Source organism: Myxococcus sp. AM010, from assembly GCF_013372585.1.
Lineage (GTDB): Bacteria > Myxococcota > Myxococcia > Myxococcales > Myxococcaceae > Myxococcus > Myxococcus vastator.
Map to the genome: position 1 here is coordinate 1 of NZ_JABXEO010000119.1, position 18,993 is coordinate 18,993.

Annotated in this window: 18 protein-coding genes and 1 pseudogene; 16 read left to right on the forward strand and 3 right to left on the reverse strand. The window is 70.1% G+C overall.

Translation table 11 applies throughout. The features are described from left to right. Together HV826_RS33375 and HV826_RS33380 are read left to right on the forward strand one after the other, a co-directional pair. Positions 1-191: pseudogene (locus HV826_RS33375) on the forward strand (hypothetical protein); the annotation flags it as partial. Positions 192-301: 110 nt separating this feature from the next. Beyond that, the gene (locus HV826_RS33380) at positions 302-2,917 is read left to right on the forward strand and encodes an O-antigen ligase family protein (RefSeq protein ID WP_176421078.1); all 2,616 of its coding nucleotides are present in this window, start codon (positions 302-304) and stop codon (positions 2,915-2,917) included. Positions 2,918-2,938: 21 nt separating this feature from the next. On the opposite strand, the gene HV826_RS33385 is transcribed toward HV826_RS33380, so the two are convergent. Continuing rightward, complete coding sequence (locus HV826_RS33385; protein WP_176421079.1) at positions 2,939-3,475, reverse strand: aminoacyl-tRNA deacylase; 537 nt, start codon at positions 3,473-3,475, stop codon at positions 2,939-2,941. A gap of 147 nt (positions 3,476-3,622) precedes the next feature. Here HV826_RS33385 and HV826_RS33390 point away from each other — a divergent pair, with 147 nt between their 5' ends. Both HV826_RS33390 and HV826_RS33395 read left to right on the forward strand, forming a co-directional pair. Beyond that, positions 3,623-4,354, forward strand: coding sequence for a TIGR02269 family lipoprotein (locus HV826_RS33390; protein ID WP_176421080.1), 732 nt, complete (start codon positions 3,623-3,625; stop codon positions 4,352-4,354). Positions 4,355-4,385: 31 nt separating this feature from the next. Next, a complete protein-coding gene (locus tag HV826_RS33395) occupies positions 4,386-5,111 on the forward strand; it encodes a double-CXXCG motif protein (RefSeq protein WP_176421081.1) in 726 nt (241 codons plus the stop codon). Between the two features lie 28 nt (positions 5,112-5,139). On the opposite strand, the gene astB is transcribed toward HV826_RS33395, so the two are convergent. Beyond that, positions 5,140-6,462, reverse strand: a complete 1,323-nt coding sequence (gene astB / locus HV826_RS33400; RefSeq protein ID WP_176421082.1) for an N-succinylarginine dihydrolase — start codon at positions 6,460-6,462, stop codon at positions 5,140-5,142. A 17-nt stretch (positions 6,463-6,479) separates the two neighbouring features. Between astB and HV826_RS33405 the strand changes: the two genes are divergently transcribed. The 10 genes from HV826_RS33405 (at position 6,480) to HV826_RS33450 (ending at position 15,558) form a co-directional block, all read left to right on the forward strand. Continuing rightward, positions 6,480-7,433 carry a lysophospholipid acyltransferase family protein gene (locus tag HV826_RS33405; RefSeq protein WP_176421083.1) on the forward strand — a complete coding sequence of 318 codons (954 nt, stop codon included), beginning with the start codon at positions 6,480-6,482 and terminating at the stop codon, positions 7,431-7,433. Between the two features lie 12 nt (positions 7,434-7,445). Next, positions 7,446-7,997 (forward strand): hypothetical protein, encoded by a 552-nt coding sequence (locus HV826_RS33410; RefSeq protein WP_176421084.1) that lies wholly within the window; start codon positions 7,446-7,448, stop codon positions 7,995-7,997. Further along, entirely contained in the window at positions 7,994-8,569 is a 576-nt protein-coding gene (locus HV826_RS33415) for an LptA/OstA family protein (RefSeq protein WP_176421085.1), read from the forward strand. The genes HV826_RS33410 and HV826_RS33415 overlap by 4 nt, the downstream gene beginning before the upstream one ends. Beyond that, complete coding sequence (gene lptB / locus HV826_RS33420) at positions 8,566-9,306, forward strand: LPS export ABC transporter ATP-binding protein (protein ID WP_163784852.1); 741 nt, start codon at positions 8,566-8,568, stop codon at positions 9,304-9,306. Before HV826_RS33415 ends, lptB begins: the two co-directional genes overlap by 4 nt. Positions 9,307-9,554: 248 nt before the next feature. Next, the gene (gene rpoN, locus HV826_RS33425; protein ID WP_176421086.1) at positions 9,555-11,072 is read left to right on the forward strand and encodes an RNA polymerase factor sigma-54; all 1,518 of its coding nucleotides are present in this window, start codon (positions 9,555-9,557) and stop codon (positions 11,070-11,072) included. A 111-nt stretch (positions 11,073-11,183) separates the two neighbouring features. Continuing rightward, positions 11,184-11,969, forward strand: coding sequence for a hypothetical protein (locus HV826_RS33430; RefSeq protein ID WP_176421087.1), 786 nt, complete (start codon positions 11,184-11,186; stop codon positions 11,967-11,969). A gap of 100 nt (positions 11,970-12,069) precedes the next feature. Continuing rightward, positions 12,070-12,954, forward strand: coding sequence for an SDR family oxidoreductase (locus tag HV826_RS33435; RefSeq protein WP_176421088.1), 885 nt, complete (start codon positions 12,070-12,072; stop codon positions 12,952-12,954). Positions 12,955-13,166: 212 nt separating this feature from the next. Further along, a complete protein-coding gene (hpf, locus tag HV826_RS33440; protein ID WP_176421089.1) occupies positions 13,167-13,808 on the forward strand; it encodes a ribosome hibernation-promoting factor, HPF/YfiA family in 642 nt (213 codons plus the stop codon). Positions 13,809-14,216: 408 nt separating this feature from the next. Next, positions 14,217-14,678 (forward strand): PTS sugar transporter subunit IIA, encoded by a 462-nt coding sequence (locus HV826_RS33445; protein ID WP_090485059.1) that lies wholly within the window; start codon positions 14,217-14,219, stop codon positions 14,676-14,678. 34 nt (positions 14,679-14,712) lie between these two features. After that, positions 14,713-15,558 (forward strand): hypothetical protein, encoded by an 846-nt coding sequence (locus HV826_RS33450; RefSeq protein WP_176421090.1) that lies wholly within the window; start codon positions 14,713-14,715, stop codon positions 15,556-15,558. Here the strand turns inward: HV826_RS33450 and dtd are convergent. Further along, the gene (dtd, locus tag HV826_RS33455; protein ID WP_176421091.1) at positions 15,555-16,016 is read right to left on the reverse strand and encodes a D-aminoacyl-tRNA deacylase; all 462 of its coding nucleotides are present in this window, start codon (positions 16,014-16,016) and stop codon (positions 15,555-15,557) included. The genes HV826_RS33450 and dtd overlap by 4 nt on opposite strands. A 184-nt stretch (positions 16,017-16,200) precedes the next feature. On the opposite strand from dtd, the gene dacB reads away from it, so the two are divergent. After that, positions 16,201-18,435: a D-alanyl-D-alanine carboxypeptidase/D-alanyl-D-alanine-endopeptidase gene (dacB, locus tag HV826_RS33460; RefSeq protein WP_176421092.1), complete on the forward strand. Its 2,235-nt coding sequence runs from the start codon at positions 16,201-16,203 to the stop codon at positions 18,433-18,435. 207 nt (positions 18,436-18,642) lie between these two features. Then, the coding region (locus HV826_RS33465; RefSeq protein ID WP_176421093.1) for a single-stranded DNA-binding protein at positions 18,643-18,993 on the forward strand (351 nt) is incomplete at its 3' end.

An 18,993-nucleotide genomic window follows, 5' to 3' on the forward strand; every position in this document is an offset into this window, starting at 1 on the left:
TCGCGGGCATCATCACCGGCTCCAAGGAGGCGGGCCTCAACCGGGCCCACCGCGAGGAGCGGGTCCGTGAGCGCATCCGGCTGGAGGACGAGCTGCGGGACGTGAAGGCCCGCCGGGACGCACGCGGCGCCATGCGGACGCGGACCTGGACGCCGCGGCCCAGCCTCCCGCTGGTCGCCTTTTCCTTCTAATGTCGTGATGTCTGCTTTTAGGCACGCCCACTCTCCTGGCGGCTCGTACTGGAGGCGGGGGGGCGGGCGAGGGGCGTGGGCGCTGTGATACTCACCCGGCTCATCCACGCATGCCCCGCGCCTCCCGAAGTGCCTCCCGATTCACCCTGTTCGCCGAGGCGGCGCTGGTGGCGCTCGTCGTGGTGTGTCCGCTGGCGTTGGGCGGCGCCGCCGGGTGGCTGCTGGGGCCGCTGGTGCTGCTGTCCGGCGCGGCGGCGGTGCTGGCGGCGGTAGGGGCGAAGCGGCAGGGTCAGTCGCTGCGCGTTCCGCTGCTGGCCGTGCCCCTGGCGGCGGGGGCGGGCCTGTGCGCGGTGCAACTGGTGCCCCTGCCGGATGGGGTGCTGCGCCTGCTGAGCCCGGAGGCGGCCGCGCTGCGGGAGTTCGCGCTGGTGCCGCTGGGGCTGGAGCGGGCGCGGCCGGTGTCGCTGGACCCATCCGCCACCTGGCGCGAGCTGGCGAAGCACCTGGCCTACCTGCTGGCCTTCCTCGCGGCGGTGCAGGTGAGTCGCTCGCGAGGCAGCCGGGAGCGGTTGCTGGCGGCGGTGGTCTTCACCGGCGCGGGCCTCACGGCGGTGGGGCTGGTCCATGCGCTGCTGGGGGTGAGGTCCCTCTTCGGGCTGATGCACTGGATGCACGCGCGGCCCACGCTGGTGACGCCGTTTGGGAACCCGAACCACCTGGCTGGCTTCCTCGCGCTGGCGTCCACGCTGGGCGTGGGGTTGGCGCTGACGCGCGCAAAGCAGTCGCGGGCGTTGCCATACGCCGTGGCCGCGGGCGTGTCGGGACTGGGCGTGGTGCTGTCGCTGTCGCGCGGGGGCATCGCCTTCTTCGCCTTCGGACAGGTGCTGCTGGCGCTGCTCCTGCTTCGCAAGCGCCACGCGTCCGGTGAAGGGGCGCCCCCGGTCTGGGCCCGGAGCGCCGCGGCGCTGCTGGGGTTGCTGGGCGTGCTGATGGTGGGCGCGTACACGGCGGCGGATGGCCTCTGGGCGGAGGCGCGCACCGCGGACAGCGTGGAGAAACTGCGCCAGTCCAAGGTGGCGCTGTGGCCGATGCTGGCGGATTCCGCGCGGGCGTTTCCCCTGCTGGGCATGGGCCGCGGCGCCTTCGAGGCGGCGTTTCCGCGCTACCAGACGCAGCCGAATCCCAACACCTTCACGCACCCGGAGAACGCGGTGTTGCAGGCCGCGGCGGAGCTGGGCGCGCTGGGGCTGGTGTTGCTGGGGGTGGCCATCTGGGGCTTCTCGCGACTGCTGCGCCGTGAGGGGTTGGAGACGGTGGACCTGGCGGCGCTCGCGGGCGTGGCGGCGCTGGCGCTGCATGACCTCTTCGACTTCAGCCTGGAGCTGCCCGCGTGCGCGGTGGCGGCGTTGGTGGCGCTGGGCGCGGTGGCGCGTCCCCGGGAGCGCGCCGTCGAGAAGGCGTGGTGCGCGCGCCCCTCGGCCGCGGCGCTGGGGACGGGGGGGGCGCTCACGGTGGTGGCGCTGGTGGCGCTGGTGCCCGGCCGTCATCGCCTGGGTGACGCGGAGGAGGAGCTGGCGCGGCTCGTCACCTCGGGGGCGTCTGCTCAGGACGTGCACACGCGGGGACTGGCGCTAGTGGACCGGCACCCCTCGGACTACCTGCTCTACCGGCTGGTGGCGTCAGCGCACGCTGCGCGAGGGCGTGAGGGGGCGGGGGAGGCGCTGGCCCTGGTCAACCGGGCGCTGTATCTGGCGCCGTTGGATGCCAGCTCCCACCGGGTGGCGGCGCGAGCGTTGTTGGCGTTGGGGCGAAGCGCGCAGGGCTTCCTGGAGTACCGGTTGGCGCACGAGGCCGGGGATGCCACCGTGCTGTTGGGCGAGGCCCTGCCCCAAGCGGAGACGCTGGCGGCGCTCACGGTGCTGACGCCGCGGTCACCGGCGACCACGGTGCGGCTGCTGGATGCGCTGGCCAACACGCCGGGGCGGTTGGCGCTGGCGCTGGAGTACTCGGGCTGGGCGCGGGAGCACTTCGCGGGGCAGCCAGAAGCGGCGGCGCTGTGGGCGCGCGAGGCCCGGCTGCGAATCCTTCGAGGGGACCTGGAGACGGCGGAGGCCGCGCGGGCGCAGGTGGAGCGCCTGGCGCCGGATGCGCTGGACACGCACCTGCTGCGCGCGGAGGTGCTTCGCGCGCAGGGGAAGCGGGAGGAGGCCCTGCGTGCGTTGGAGCGGCTTTTGGCGCGCTTCCCGGGCGACGTGGCGCTGTCCTTCCAGTTGGCCGCGCAGCAGCTGGACGCGGGGCTGACACGACGGGCGAAGGACACGCTCAAGGCGCTGGCGCCCTTCATCACGGACTACGCCCAGCGCGCGCGGTTGCTGGCCATGGAAGCCGCGTGCCTGGAGCGCGAGGGGTTGCTCTCTCACGCCTTGGAGCGGCGGCAGTCAGCGGCCCGGCTCGCGCCTGGTGCGGAGGCGTTCTTCGCGGTGGCGCGGACGCAGGAGGCGCTGCGGCGCTATGACGCCGCGGCGCGCTCGGTCCACGAGGGCATGCGACACCTCCCCGAGGGCGCGCGGGCCCAGGCGCGGGCCTGGGTGTCGCGGCTGGAAGGCGCGGAGCGCGAGCGCGTTGAGTCACGGCGCAGGGTGCTGTCGGACGACCCGCGCGCGGCGGAGCTGGAGTACCTGCTGCGGGGCCCGGATGTGGATGGCGAGGCTCGGGACGCGGATTAGGCGCCCGGGCCTCGCTCCGGTTCAGGCGTGCGCGTGGGCCTCCTCGCTTGGACGGCTGGGCGCGTCGGCGTTGGTGGCGGCCTGGAACTGCTGTTCCTGCTCGATGAAGGAGGCCACCACGGGCCACTCCAGGGTGGCGAAGTCCTGGAAGCGCAATTCAATCGTCTCTTCGTGGGAGCCCGCGCGGAAGAGCAGCCGGTCCGCCAGGCTGAGGGATTCATCAACGGCGACGGGCAGGCCGTAGAGTTCACCAAAGGGAGGCTCAGCGCCCACCTCGCAGTCGGGAAAGTGGCCGGAGAACTCCGGCTCGGTCGCGAGGCGGACGTGCCGGGCACCCAGCATGTCTCGGACCTGGCTCAGGTCGACGGTGCCCGCCGCGGGGACGACGACAATCCAAGGCTGCCGGTCCGCCATCACGATGACAGACTTGGCCACGCGCCAGCCGGAGACGTGCAGCGACTCGGCCACTTCTTGAGCGCTGACGGCACGCGGGTGCCAGTACCGCTCGAAACGCACCCCGTTGCGGCGCAGATAGTGCTGTATCGCTTCGGGAATCATGGGGAATCTCACCTCCTCTCGAAAGAAGGTGATGACCGCCAGCGCGTCCGGCCACGGGTGCCTGTCACACTCGGACTTGCAGCCGACCACGGAGCGCCTGGACGCCCGTTCGTAGGGCAGACGGGCGTCCGAATAGACTGCACCGCCATGAACGGGTCGCCACGGCGCCTGACACTCTGCTGCCTCCTTCTGGGAGCGCTCGCGTGCGGTACGGCATCCCCCGTGGTGCGCGAGTTGGAAGCCGCGGAGTGGCAAGCGGATGTTGATGGGTGCAGCGCATCGCGCGAGCCGCGCTGCATCGTCCTGGTCTGTGACGAGGGGGTGTGTGGCTTCTTCCAATATGAGGACGTGGCGGACGACGTCCTCGCGCACGCGACGACGTCAGGAACGGTCGAGAAGGCGACGGGCCGCCCTCCCTTCCGTGGAACGGGCACCTACCGGAACTGGTGGCAGCGCCGTACGGGAATTCGAAGGGACGCACGCCCTCTCGCGACAGCACCGCTGGCGCGGCGCTCTCCCGTCTTCATCCCCGCGATACCCCGACCGCATGGCAAGCTCATCAAACATCACCTTTTCCCGCAGGAACCCCGGCTCGCGGCGTGGTTTCGGGCGGCGGGTATCGACATCCACCAGTTCACCCTGGTCGTCCCCGAGCACGTTCACCGGCAGATTCACAGCGGGAAGGGCATGGGGCTGGGAGGGGCGTGGAACAACGCATGGCGGCAATTCGTGGTGGCCAATCCCCGTCCCCCTTCGCGGGACGTCATCATGTGGCACGCAGTCGAGCTCGCCTTTCGTTTCGAGCTGTCGGGCCCGGTCGTGCCCTACAACATGCCCATCACGCCCGGAATGCGTGGGCCCCGGATAGAAGCCTTGTGAAGGCAATCCTCATGAGAAGGAGGGCGATGGCGTGAGGTTCTACCGAGTCGAAGCGAGCACGACGTCGCGCTTCACGGGCGACCTGAGCCGAGCCGCGCACAAGTGGGGCCTCCCGGGCGTGGAGCCCTGCACTGACTGCGGAGTGGGTGGCGGCTGGGCGGGCGTGCAGTATCCGTGTGTCGACCTGTCGAGCTTCTCGAAGGCCGAGCTGAAGCCGTTCTCCGACCCCTGGCCCGTCTCCTTTGAGGTCTTTGCCCGGCTGCGCGAGCGTGTCAGGCCCCTGGCGCCAGAAGGCGCTGTCCTGGAGCCCGGAACCCGGTTCGGCCCTCTCACAGGCACGGCGACAGGGGCATTCGGGCAGCTCGGATTGCAGGACTGGACGTTCGTCATTCGCGACGAAGTGCTGGAGACGTTGCAGGGCGAAGGCGTCCGGGGACTCACCGGGTGTCGTCTCGATGTGACGTTCCGAGGAAAGAATCCTCCGGCGCTCCGCGAGGTGCAGCTGGCGCTTCATGGCCGGCTTCATCCCGACTGCTTCGAGCATCCCCGTGCGCCCACCTGCGCGAAGTGCGGAAGCGAGGCCAGTGAGCGCCTGCCAGACACATACTGGCTTGCTCGTGAGACGCTGCCCGCCGAGGTGGACCTGTTCCGGTTGAGGGACTACCCCACCCTCGTCATCGCGACCGAACGCATGGTGGCCGCGGCAGAACGGCTGAAGCTGGAGGGCGTCACCTTCCAGCTCCTGGAAGCCCGCTGAGCCGGAAGCCCAGCGGACGTGGCACATGTCAGCGCTGGAAGTCGTAGACGCTGCCCAGGTTGAGAATCCGGGTCAGCTCATCCAGCGCCGTCATCGTCTCCCGAGCCAGCTGCGGGTCCTGCAAGTCCTTGGGCCGCAGCACCTCGCGGTAGTGCCGCCGCACCCAGCCGGCCAGCGAGTCATGCAGCGCGGGCGTGTAGAAGACGTCCGCCTTGATGGCCCCTCGCTCCTCGTCCGTCAGCCACACCCGCTGGCGCAGGCAGGCCGGGCCGCCGCCGTTGTTCATCGACTGGCGCACGTCCAGGTAGTGCACGGCCTTCACCGGCGTGTCCTCGGCCACCACGCGCTCCAGGAACCGCCGCGCCGCGGGCGTCTCCCGGCTCTCCACCGGCGCGACAATCGCCATGGTGCCGTCCGGCAGCGTCAGCACCTGCGAGTTGAACGGGTACGCCTTCACCGCGTCCTTCGCCGGCAGCTCCGCCTTCGTGGCCACCACCGCGCGGAAGTCCTGGCCCAGCTTCTCGCGCAGCACCGCCAGGAGCCCCGCGGGGTCCACAAAGGCCAGCTCGTGCAGCATCAGGAACCGCTCGTTGCCCACCGCCAGCACGTCCGTGTGGAACGCCCCCGCGTCGATGCCCTCCGGGTGCTGCTGCGGGAAGAGCACCGACTTCGCGTCCAGCTGGTGCAGCCGCGCCAGCGCCTGGCTGGCCTCCAACGTCTGCCGCGCGGGGAAGCGGCTGGGGCCCTGCACGTCCTGCCACGCGCTGCGGCCCCAGGCGAGCAGGTGGACGCCCGCGTGCCCGGGCGTGGCGAGCCGCGTGTGGTTGGCCGCGCCCTCGTCCGCGAAGTGGCTGCTGCCCGGCAGCGGCGCGTGCACCGCGAAGTGCTTCTCGTTGGAGAAGATGGCGCGCAGCACCGAGTGCGTTGTCTCCGCTTCGATGGCCCGGTGGTACATCTGCGACAGGTTGGCCGGCGTCAGGTGCACCCGGCCATCCGCCGTGTCCGCGCCAGGCGCCACCGTGGCCGCGTTGGCCGTCCACATGGAGGACGCGCTGGACGTCAGGCGCAGCAGGTGCTCGGCCTCGCGCGCGGCCCGGGTGATGACCTCCTCGTCCGAGCCCGTGAAGCCCAGCGCCCTCAGCGCGTGCAGGGACGGGCGCGGCTGGGGCGGCAGCACCGCCTGTCCCACCCCCAGGGCGGACACGAAGCGCATCTTCTCCAGCCCCTGGAGGGCCGCGTCCCGGGGGTGGCTGGGCTCACCGACGTGGCTCTGCGACGCCAGGTTGCCGGGCGAGAGGCCGCCGTAATTGTGGGTGGGCCCAACGAGCCCGTCGAAGTTGTATTCGCGCATGGGATATTGAACGCCTCGTGGAGCGTCCACCCTTAGCAAAGCGCCTCAAGCGTTTCCTCCGCTACGTGCTCATCCGTGGCGTCCTGTTGCTCCTTCAACCTCTGCCCCTGGGCGTCGCCCGGCGCCTGGGCGCGCGCCTGGGCGCCCTGGCCTACACCCTGGCCGGAGGGGAGCGGCGCAAGGCCCTCAAGTCCCTCTCCGTGGCCTTCCCGGAGCAGTCTGACGCGGGCCGACAGGCCCTGGCCCGCGACGCCTTCCGCCACCTGGGCGCCGCCGCGCTGGAGGTGGCCTGCACCGGGGCCCTGGACGAGGCCCTGGAGCGCCTGGTCGCCTGGCCGGACGCCGACCGGCAGGTGCTGGAGACGGCCCTGGCCCGGGGGCGCGGCGTCGTCTTCGTGTCCGGACATGTGGGGAACTGGGAGCTGCTCGCCCGCCGCGTGGCGCGCGCCGGCTACCCCAGCCAGAGCATCGCCAAGGAGACCACGGACCCCCGGCTGACGGAGCTGGTGGGCCAGTTCCGGGCCCGCGGCGGGGTGCGGAGCATCTGGCGCGGCCAGGAAGGCGCCGCCCGGGCCATGCTGCGCGCCCTGCGCAACGGCGAAATCCTCGGCATCCTCATCGACCAGGACACGAAGGTGCAGTCCCTCTTCGTGCCCTTCTTCGGGAAGCTGGCCGCCACCCCGCGCGCCGCCGCCGACCTGGCCATCCGCACGGGGGCGGCGGTGGTGACGGGCTTCTGCCACCGCGAAGGGGCGGGCTACCGCTTGTCCATGGAAGAAGTCCCAGTGCCCCAGGACACGGACCGCGAGGCGGCCGCCCTGGCCCTCACCGCCGCCTTGTCCAGCCGAATCGAGGCCGCCATCCGGCGGACGCCGGAGCAGTGGGTGTGGATGCACCAGCGCTGGAAGACGCGTCCACCGGTGAGCGAGGACGTCCCACTTCCGGAGGCGGCGCCCGCATCCGCCGGGTGATAAGGAAGCCCTGTGTCTCGCCTGCTCGCCGCCAGCCTCGTCCTCCTGGTGTTCGCCCCTGGCTGCAAACCGGGCTCTGGCGAGGGTGCGTCTGGCGGCCAGCCTCCCCCGGAGGTGGTGCTGCACGGCGCGCGCCTGGAGTCCTTCGATGGCGACCGGCTCATCCGCTCCGGCACGGCCCGGCAGGTGTCCTACCAGCGCACCACCGGCGAGGTGTGGGCCACCGACGCCACCATTCGGATTCCGCCGGGTTCCCCTCCCCAGGGAGCGCCCCCTGGGACGGAGGGCGGCGTGGAGGTCAGCGCCCCGAATATGGAGGGGAGCCTCGCGTCCAAGCAGGTGGTGGCCTCGGGCGGTGTCATCATCCGCACCGGGAAGGGCATGGAGGCCCGCACTCCCCGGTTGACGTACGACGCCACCACGGAGCGGGCGCATGGAAACGAGGGCGTGACGGTGAAGGGACCTGACTACCGGCTGAGGGCGGACCGCTTCGAGCTGTTCTTCCCGGACGAGACGTTCAACTTCGCGGGCTCGGTGGAGTCCGTGCTGGGAGCGCCAGAGTGATTGAGTTCCTCGTGATGGCCTTCTTCATCGCGCAGCCCGCGCCCGCGGTCGCCGCCACCCCCGCGCAGGGCGCGCCCCCCGCCGCGGTGGGCGGCAAGGCGCTGAAGGAGCCGGTCCAAATCAACGGCGACAACGTCACCTTCCAGAAGTCGCAGGCCACCCTCACCGGCAACGTGAAGGTGAAGCACCGCACGCTGGACCTGGACTGCGACCGGATGACGGCCAACTACACCCCACAGCGCGAAGTGACGCGCGTGGTGTGCACCGGCGGGGTGAGGGCCGTGGACGGCGACCGCATGGCCCGCGGCGAGCGCGCCGAGTACGACGTGCCCAGCGGCGTACTGGTGGTGACGGGCTCACCCGAGGCCCGCCAGGGCACCACGCACATGCGCGGGACGAAGGTCCGGCTGACGCTGGGCAACGAGCGGCTGGAGGTGGAGAACGCCGTCATCGTCTTCGAATCGCTGCCCGCCAACCCCACCCCGGCCAGACGCAAGGGGCGGCAGTCCGCGCCCCGTCCGACCCCGTCCTCCGGGGCGGCCCCCTCCGCCCAGGGAGGCCCGGCTCGATGAGCGCGAAGCTGTTCGCGGAGGGCCTGGAGAAGACGTTCCGAGGCCGCAAGGTGGTGGCCGGCGTGTCCTTCAGCGTGGCCCCCGGGGAAGTGGTGGGCCTGCTGGGGCCCAACGGCGCGGGGAAGACGACCAGCTTCAACATGGTGGTGGGCCTGGTGTCTCCGGATGCGGGGCGCGTGCGCATTGGCGACGAGGACCTCACGCACCTGCCCATGCACCGCCGCGCCCGCCGGGGCGTGGGCTACCTGCCCCAGGAAGCCTCCGTCTTCCGCAAGCTCACCGTGCGCGACAACTTCCTGGCCGTGCTGGAGCTCCAGAAGGACCTGGACGCCAAGGCCCGCGAGCAGCGCGCCGACGTGCTCCTGGACGAGTTCGGCCTCACGCACGTCGCGGAGTCCCTGGGGGAGACGCTGTCAGGCGGCGAGCGCCGGCGCGCCGAGATTGCCCGCAGCCTCATCCCCCAGCCCCGCTTCATCCTCTTCGACGAGCCCTTCGCTGGCGTGGACCCCATCAACGTGGGCGACCTCCAGCGGCAGATCTTCCTCCTCCGGGAGCGGGGGCTGGGCGTCCTCATCACCGACCACAACGTCCAGGACACCCTGGGCATCTGCGATCGTGCGTACATCATCGCACAGGGACGGATTCTGGAAGAGGGCACCCCGGCGGAGATCGCCGCGTCTCCCAAGGCCCGCGCCGTCTACCTGGGGGAACGGTTCCGTCTCCAACAGGCGCTCTAAGCACGGCTGGCCACCTGTCAGAGGAGTGCTTAGAATGGGTTGGCCCCGCTTTTGCGCCGACCTGTCAACGCGCATGTGATACCCTGAGTGCTCCCAAGCTCTTGGATTCCTTGTGGAATTCTGAGCATGCAAGCAAGGGACCCTCGTTTCAGGGCTAGACGAAGTCAGGGCTCCTTGTTACGTTGGCACGGTCTTTGATTGTGGCCCCTGTCTCAAGGGGCCGAATCAACCCGGGAGACCCCGTTCTCATGGCGATGGAACTGAAACAAAGCCTGAAGCTTGCCCAGCAGCTGGTGATGACGCCGCAGCTGCAGCAGGCCATCAAGCTCCTCCAGCTGTCTCGCATGGAGCTGCTCGAGCAGGTCCGCGAGGAGATGGAGCAGAACCCGCTGCTGGAGCAACCAGACGAGCAAGCACCGGGAGATGTGGGAGACAAGGAACCCGGCGAAGCCTCGCTGGAAGCGGACAACATGGAGATGCCGCGGGACGGGGACTTGCCCGCGGCCACCAGCGACACCGCCACGGAGTTCAAGGCGGACGGGGAGGGGCCCCCGGAAATCGACTGGGAGCAGTACCTCAACAGCTACCAGTTCAACGAGCCCACCACGGCCTCCAACAAGGGCAACGTGGCCACGGACGACATGCCGTCGTTCGAGGCCAACCTCGTCAAGAAGGAGGACCTGGTCGACCACATCCAGGAGCAGCTGGGCACGCTGCGCCTGAATGACGCCGAGCGCCGCATCGCCATGCTCATCCTGGGCAACCTGGATGATGACGGCTACCTCAAGCTGCCGGAGGTGGAAGGTGATCCGCTCATCCGTCTGGCCAACGAGGCGGACGTGCCCATGCACGTCGCGGAGCGCACGCTGCGGCGCATCCAGATGCTGGAGCCGCGCGGCTGCGGCGCCCGCGACTTGCAGGAGTGCCTGCTCATCCAGCTCCAGGGGATGAGGGAGCCACACGCGCCGCTGCTCGGCCTCATCATCAAGCGGCACATGAAGTACCTGGAGAGCAAGAACCTGCCCGCCATCGCCAAGGACCTGAAGGTCACCTTGGAAGAGGTGGTGGAGGCGGTGCGGCTGCTCCCGAAGCTGGACCCGAAGCCGGGCCGCAACTTCAGCGGGGACGACGCGCAGTACATCTCCCCCGACGTGTTCGTCTACAAGATGGGGGAAGAGTACACGGTGGTGCTCAACGATGACGGCCTGTCCAAGCTGCGCATCTCTGGCACCTACCGGAACGCGCTGAAGACGGGCGCGGTGGGCCCTGGCCAGACGAAGGACTTCATCCAGGACAAGCTGCGCAGCGCGATGTGGCTCATCCGCTCCATCCACCAGCGGCAGCGCACCATCTACAAAGTCACCGAGAGCATCGTGAAGTTCCAGCGGGACTTCCTGGACAAGGGCATTGCCCACCTCAAGCCGCTCATCCTCCGGGACGTGGCGGAGGACATCGGCATGCACGAGTCCACGGTGAGCCGCGTCACCACCAGCAAGTACGTGCACACGCCGCAGGGCATCTTCGAGCTGAAGTACTTCTTCAACTCGTCCATCGCCCGCGTCTCCGGTGAGGACACCGCGAGCGAGGCCGTCAAGCACCACATCAAGCAGTTGGTGGCGCAGGAAGACGCCCGCAACCCGTACTCGGACCAGAAAATCGTCGAGCTGCTGCGCTCGCAGGGCACCGAGATTGCCCGCCGCACGGTGGCCAAGTACCGCGAGGTGCTGGGCATCCTCCCCAGCAGCAAGCGCAAGCGGTACTACTGAGCCAGGGCAGCTCGGGCGCGCCGCTTGTCGACACGGAGTGGCCGGAAGTGAAGGTTCGGCTGGAAGGGCTGCTCGCCGACGGCGGGGCGCGGGTATAGGGTGCGACGCCGCATGAATCCCAATCTTCGTCGCAACCTTCTTCGCGTCCCGGCGGGGGCCTTCGTCGCGGTGGGCCTGTTGTCGGGTTGTGGCAGCAGCCTCACTGCGGAAGCCGTGGACCTGGCGGGCCTCTCCGACCGGACGCTGACGCTGTCCCAGTCGGACGTGGACATCTTCGAGGGCGTGGACGAGCCGGGCTCCCACCGCGTCACCGTCACCTTCTCGCCCGCGGCGGAAGCGGACCGGTGCACCGAGCTGCGCGAGGGCGCCACGGCCACCTTCAACGGCCAGCCGATGACGCTGGAGCGGGGCGGGGTGGACGGCACCGCGGGCCGCGACGTGTGCGTGCCCACGCGGGCCTACTACGACTTCGACCCCAACGTCTGGGTGCAGCAGCCCATGGAGGACGCCCGCATCGTCCTCCAGGACGGCACGCACACCATCACCCTGGTGCTGAAGAACGGAAAGGCCAAGCGCCTCTTCTCCTTCCAGGGCCCCGGCGCCGAGGACCGACTCATGCGCGGCCAGGCGTATTCGTTCCGGTGGCTGCCCGAGGGCGAGGTCCCCGGCCGCGCCACGGCCACCCTGCTGCGCGAGGGAGGGAGCGCCACGGCCGCCATCCCCACGGAGCAGGAAGAGGCCGTCGTCCGCTTCACCCTGCTCCAGACGACGCCTGTCGCGGCCCACCTGCTCACGTTGAGCGCGACCGCGCCCGGCGAGGTGCTGGAGTGCACGGGCGTCACCTCCTGCTCGGCGACGGTGTTCCACTCCGAGGAGCGGGTCGTCAACGTTCAGTAAGCGGGCAGGGGAGCGGGCCCGGACCTTCCCGGGCTCGATTGCCGCTCGGCGCCGCCACCCCCACCGTGCCTGGGTACTTCCTTCCGGAGAGGACCCAGACATGGCCCAGAAGAACCCCGACCCGCGTGACGCCGGTCCCAAGCCGCCCTTTCCAAAGCAGTCGCAGCCGCACCCCGGCCACGAGGGGCGGATGGCTCCGGAGCCCGACTACGGCGAGCAGTCCTACAAGGGGCTGGGCCGGCTCGAGGGCCGGGTGGCGCTCGTCACCGGTGGCGACAGTGGCATTGGCCGCGCGGTGTGCCTGGCCTTCGCGCGAGAGGGCGCGGACATCGCGGTGTCCTTCCTCAGCGAAGGGGACGACGCCCAGCAGGTGAAGCGCGTGGTGGAGGACGCGGGGCGCAAGTCCCTGCTGCTGCCCGGGGACCTGACGGTGGAGGCCCACTGCCGCAAGCTGGTGGAGGACACGGTGAAGCGCTTCGGGCGCATCGACATCCTCGTCAACAACGCCGCGTACCAGGGCGCGGCGGTGGAGCGCTTCGAGGACCTCGACTCCGAGCGCCTGGAGCGCGCCTTCCGCACCAACATCCTCGCGATGTTCCACCTGGTGCGCCACGCGCTGCCGCACATGAAGGAGGGGAGCACCATCATCAACACCACCTCCATCCAGGCGTATGACCCCTCGCCCGCCATCCTCGACTACGCCGTCACCAAGGGGGCCATCGTCAACTTCACCAAGGGCCTGGCGCGGGAGCTCATCAACCGGGGCATCCGCGTCAACGCCGTGGCGCCGGGGCCCGTGTGGACGCCGCTCATCCCCCAGTCCTTCGACGCGGAGAAGACGTCCAGCTTCGGCAAGGACTCGCCCATGGGCCGCCCGGCCCAGCCCGCGGAGCTGGCGCCGTCCTACGTGTTCCTCGCCTCGGACGAGTCCCGCTACGTCAACGCGGAGGTGCTGGGCGTGACGGGCGGGCGGCTGCTCGCGTGAGCTGACGCGCCGCGTGATTTCACCGGAAGCACGCTGGCATGACTCCAAACAGGGGGCCATTGCCAGTGACGCGAGGTGCAGGCGGGATGTCCTGCCTCGGACGGGTGGTGTGTCCGGGAACAGGCAACCTGTTGGGGCGGGTTGCTTTCCAGGGCTGGGAGCGTTTCAGATCCGTCACGGAGCTCACCTCTCACCCTAGGAGGCAGCCACGCATGCAGTTCAACATCACCTTCCGTCAGTTCGGAGCGTCCGATTCCCTCAAGGAGTACGCACGCGAGAAGGTCGAAAGGGTGAACCGGTTGCTGGACCGAGCCGGCGAGGCCCATGTGGTCCTGTCGTTGGAACGCCACCTCCACCACGCGGACATCACCATCCACTCCGGCGCGTGGGTCCTCCGGGGCCGCGACAAGAGTGACGACATGTACGCGTCCATCGACCTGGCGATGGACAAGATTGAACGCCAGCTGCGTCGCTACCGCGACAAGCTGAAGACGCACCATGGCCGTGACCGCGTCCACCACCGGCAGGACCTGGTGGAGCAGCTCCGGGTCCGCCACGCCGTGTTCGAGCTCCCGGACGTGGACGACCTGACGACGCTGGCCGACGCCTCCGCGAATGAAGCCGCGCCGAAGCCCGCCGTCGTCGTGCCCGCGCGCGAGGTGCGTGCCACGCACCTCACCGTCAAGCCGCACACCGTGGATGATGCGGTGATGCAGATGAACCTGATGGACAACGACTTCTACGTCTTCCACAACGTGGAGTCGGAGTCGCTGTGCATCGTCTACCGGCGCAAGGATGGTCAGTACGGCCTCATCGAGCCGCACGCCCCGGCGGTCGCCGCCACGGGGACCTGAGCCGTCGCTGACCGCTGATACCGCGCGCCGTCACCCGGTGAAACGGGGTGACGGCGTGTGACGGCTGGAAGGCCTCCGCGTGCTGGAGGGCGTCGGTGCAGTGCCCACGGGGCGCCGCGGCCACGTCCCGCCACGGAGGAGCCCCACCAGTCCGCTGCCGAAGCGGTCCTGGACGCGGGTGAGGGCCACCCCGGCGAGCATGCGCCGGTGGGCCTCGCCGCGATGTCGATGACAGTCGACAGGAGCAGATGCTTCATGGGAAGTCCCTTCCGCCCGTGGGACGGGTTTCCCTTCCGCGTCATGATGCGCAGTGAGCGCGGCGCGCGCGCATCCAGACAGGCCACCCTTGCGCTAAAGAGGGGTGAGGAGTAATTGCCGCCAACCAGGAGCGCCAGCGCGGGAGCGTCAGTGAGAATCGCCGAGTTCCTCAGCCCCCAAGCCGTCATCGCCGACATGCAGTCGCGGACGAAGCCCGAAGTCCTGCGCGAACTGAGCGCCACGCTGGTGCGTGCCCATCCGCTGCTGACCGCGGACCGGCTGGTGGAGGTGCTGCGCGAGCGCGAGAAGCTGGGCAGCACGGGCATCGGCGAGGGCGTGGCCATCCCCCACGGCAAGCTGCCGGGCATGGGACAGCTCCAGGCCGCCTTCGGCGTGTCGCGCGCGGGCGTGGACTTCGAGGCCATTGACGGCAAGCCCACCCACCTGTTCTTCGCCCTGGTGGCGCCGGAGAACAGCGCGGGGGTCCACCTCAAGGCCCTGGCCCGCATCTCCCGCCTCTTCAAGAACCCGCGGTTCCGGGCCGCCATCCTCGAGGCGCCCACGGCCGCGGACATCCACGCCCTCATCGTCCAGGAAGACGCTCGGCCTTGAGCGGGCGTGCGTTCCCGGGGGGAGCATCCGCACCATGGACGTCGTCCTGAGACCCATCAGCGACCGCTTCTTCCACGAACACCTGCTGCCCTTCTTCCAGCGGGCCATGGGGGATGCCCCCGGCGCGCTGGAGTCCCTGCAGGAGCAGCTGGGGGATGGTCAGGCGCGCATGCTCTGCGAACGGATGCTCTCCACGGCGCTGCCCGGCGGCGTGGGCTCCCTGGACGCGGACCCGTGGGCGGACCTGGTGGACCGGCTCGTCTTCCTGCACTGGACCGAAGGCCCCGCGGGCTGGGAGGTCGGTGAGGCGGAGGCGGGCTACGCGGACGGCTGGGACGAAGCCCTGCACCTGGCGCTGATGGTGGAGGAGGCGGACTATCCCTACTGGGATGCGCGCGGCTCGCGCGACGTCCGGGACCGCTTCCGTTTCCGCCCGCGCGAGGACGTGGGGCTGGCCTCGCTGCTGGCCGGCCTGTGGGAGCCCTTCCCGGAGTTCCCGCCGGACCAGGTGTTCACCACGCAGGGCCGGGGCGAATACTCCCCTGGGACGCGCTACGCCTTCGCGGACTGGACCTGGCGCCCCGCGCGCAAGGTGGCGCACTGGCAGGTGAACCTGCCGCGCAAGCTGGAGCGGCTCCTGGCCCGCGAGCAGGCGCGGATGAAGCTGCCGTCGCTGCCGGAGAAGGAGGAGGTGCTCGCCTACTGGCTGGGCAAGCAGCCGCAGCCGCCGCCGCTCACGGTGGCCTTCTCCGGCCTGGGGCCCCGCGCGGCCAACTGGATTCGCGAGCTGGGCGCCCTCACCGCGCACCTTCGCGGCGCGGCGCTGGCGAAGCAGGGGCTGGCGGCGCTGGTGACGAAGAGCTCCGGCGCGCGAATCTAGCCCTTGGGCGCGGCCGGCCCGGGGCTCTCCAGCAGCAGCGTGACGGGGCCGTCGTTGACGAGCGCCACCTTCATGTCCGCGGCGAAGATGCCGGTGCCCACGCTCAGGCCGCGCTGGCGCAAGCGCTCACAGGCGCGCTCATAGAGTGCCTTGGCGCCCGCGGGCTCCATCGCGTCGATGAAGCTGGGCCTGCGGCCCTTGCGCGCGTCGCCGTAGAGCGTGAACTGGCTGACGACGATAAGCTGCCGGGACGTCTCCTCCAGCGACAGGTTCATCTTCCCCGCGGCGTCCTCGAAGATGCGCAGCGTGGCCAGCTTCTCCACCATCCACGCGACGTCCGCCTCCGTGTCGCCCTTGCCCACGCCCAGCAGCACCAGCAGGCCCGGGCCGATTTCGCTCACGCGCTGGCCCTCCACCGTCACTGATGCCTCTAGCACGCGCTGTACCACCGCTCTCATCGACGTCACCTCGTGGACAGGCGTGGCTCGCGGGGCCCTGTGTCAGTCACGCCGTTACAGTTGGAATGTCAGGTTTCTGCCTGCTGGTAGAGCGAGCGCCCAGACGTGGACTCCCGCAGCCACTCACCCTTGCTCGTTTTTCGCCCCGTTCCGCATAATGGCCCCTGACTTCCCCGGAGAGAGTGTGCAGGTCCATCGAGCCAGCTCCATCTTGGCCGCGTCGGCCATTATTTTCCTGTCGCTTTCTCACGCTGCGCACGCCGCGCCCGCTCCGGCGGAGAAGCGCGCGGACCGCGAGGCCCTGAAAACCGCGCTGCTGGAGGTCCTCCAGCGCGCGCCGCTGAAGGCCAGCCGCATGGGCGTGTACATGCAGAGCCTGGACGACGGCACGGTGGTGTTCAGCCACAACGCCGACGAGCTGCTCAACCCCGCCTCCAACGTGAAGCTGGTGACGTCCGCCGCCGCGCTCGCGTCCCTGGGGCCCGAGTTCCGCTACGACACCGAGTTCCTGGTGGAGCCGGAGCTGGGTGCGGACGGCAAGGTGAAGACGCTCTACGTGCGCGGCAAGGGCGACCCGTCCATGACGACGGAGCGCCTGTGGGGCATCGTCGCGGAGCTGTGGCACACGGGCATCCGCGAGGTGAGCGAAATCGTGGTGGACGACTCGTGGTTCGACGCCGAGCGCACGCCGCCCGGCTATGACCAGGAGAACACGGACCGGGCCTACATGGCGCCCACGGGCGCGGTGAGCCTCAACTGGAACGCGGCGGCCATCTACCTGCGGCCCGGCAACGCGCCGGGGGCCAAGGGGGTGGTGGAGATGGAGCCGCCCAGCGACTACTTCGTGGTGGACAACCAGCTCACCACCGGGCCGCGCCGCGCGCGCCGCGTGTTCGTCAAGTCGGCCCCCGCGGGCCTCCAGCAGAAGATTGTCGTGCGCGGCCAGCTCCCGGCGGAGCGGAGCGGCGCCGTCAGCGTCTGGAAGAAGATTGACAACCCGCCCATGTACTTTGGCCAGTCGCTCAAGCAGATGCTGGTGACGCGCGGCGTGAAGATGCGGGGCAGGGTGAAGCTGGGCAAGACGTCCACCAAGGCCCGCATGCTGCACGTGTCGCAGTCGGACACGTTCGACATCCTCCTCAAGCGCCTCAACAAGCTCTCCAGCAACTTCGTCGCCGAGCAGCTCCTGAAGACGATGGGCGCCGAGCTGCGGGGCGCGCCGGGCTCCTTCATCAAGGGCGTGGACGTGGTGGAGCAGTTCCTGGAGCGCGACGTGGGCATCCCCCGCGGCACCTACGTGATGAAGAACGGCAGCGGGCTCAACGACGCCAACCGCTTCTCCGCCACGCAGCTCAACAAGCTGCTGCGGCACATGGTGCAGCGCTTCCCCTTCTCGCCGGAGTACATGTCGTCGGTGCCCATCGCCGGCAAGGACGGCACGCTCAAGTACCGCTTCGAAGGCAGCGACGCGGTGGGCCGGCTGCGCGCCAAGACGGGCACCCTGGAGAGCGTGTCCGCGCTGAGCGGCTACGTGACGAGCGCGGGGGGAGAGCGCTTCACCTTCTCCATCATGGCCAACGACTTCGCGGGCCGCGCCGGCCCCATCGTCGCGGGTCTGGACGCGCTGGGCGCGGCGGTGGCCGCCACCGGCTCCAGCCTGGGGCCGTCCACGGCGGTGGCCGCGCTGGCGGACAGCGGACGGCCCTCGGGCGCCGTGGACGACGTGGCTGTTCGCATCAAGACGTACCTGGACCTGGGCGCCCAGCGCGACCAGCGCAACATCGGCTTCCTGCGCACCGCGTGGCGCAGCGAGAGAGACCCGGCCGTGCGCGCGGTGTTGGCAGAGGGCCTCTACCAGTCCAACCCACAAGACTACCTGGGCGCGCGCACGCTGCTGGACAGCTATTCGGCCACCGCCGAGGTGTATGGCCGGCTGAAGGACGTGGCGCGGGTGCTGTCCGTGGAGGTGCCGGGCGTCAGCAGCATGGTGGAGCTGGCGGCGGGCGGAAACGCGGAGGCGCTGGCCCGGGTGCTGGAGCTGGCGGGCGCGGCGGGGACGGACGCGCGGGCCCAGACGGAGATGACCGAGGCCCTGGGCGAGGTGGCGCGCACCGCGCCGGAGGAGCTGGTGGTGGCGCTTCGGGCCGCCAGCGCCGGTGACAGGGACGCGTGCACCGCGCTGCTGGCGCGGGCGCTGGTGCAGGCGGGACAGGCGGACCACCCCTTCTGGAAGTCGCTGCGCCGCACGCTGGGCGCGTCGGACCCGCGGCTGGCGTCCTTCGCCAAGGGGCTGGACTCCACGCTGTCGCAGAAGGTGGCGGAGGCCAAGGCGCCGGCGGGCTTCACCCCCGTGCAGATGGTGGCGCCCGCGGGCAACGCGCCCGAGTCCTCCACCGCGGACAACCGCCCGGGCGGGTAGGCCAGAATCCGCTGTATTTCTCGCGAGTTCCCGGCGCCGGGCGTGCCTCCCCGGCGGGATGGCGGACGGGCGTACGACACCCAGGAAGAAGGCGGCTTTCTGGCTGGGTGTCAGTACCCACTGCTATAGGTGGGAATCAAACCCGGCGGGTGCGTCCGGGGTGTAACCGGTCCTTGGTGGACCGGTTCTCGAGAAAGGAACGCGGTCATGGCTGGAGGCGTGAACAAGGTCATCCTCATCGGCAACCTGGGGGCGGATCCGGAGGTCCGGTTCACTCCCGGCGGTCAGGCGGTGGCGAACTTCCGCATCGCCACCAGCGAGAGCTGGGTCGACAAGAATGGCCAGAAGCAGGAGCGGACCGAGTGGCACCGCATCGTCGTCTGGGGAAAGCTCGCGGAGCTCTGCGGCGAGTACCTGAAGAAGGGACGGCAGTGCTACGTCGAGGGCCGCCTGCAGACGCGCGAGTGGACGGACAAGGAGAACCGGAAGAACTACACCACCGAGGTGGTGGCCAACGCCGTGACGTTCCTCGGCGGTGGGGGCCGTGACGCCCAAGAC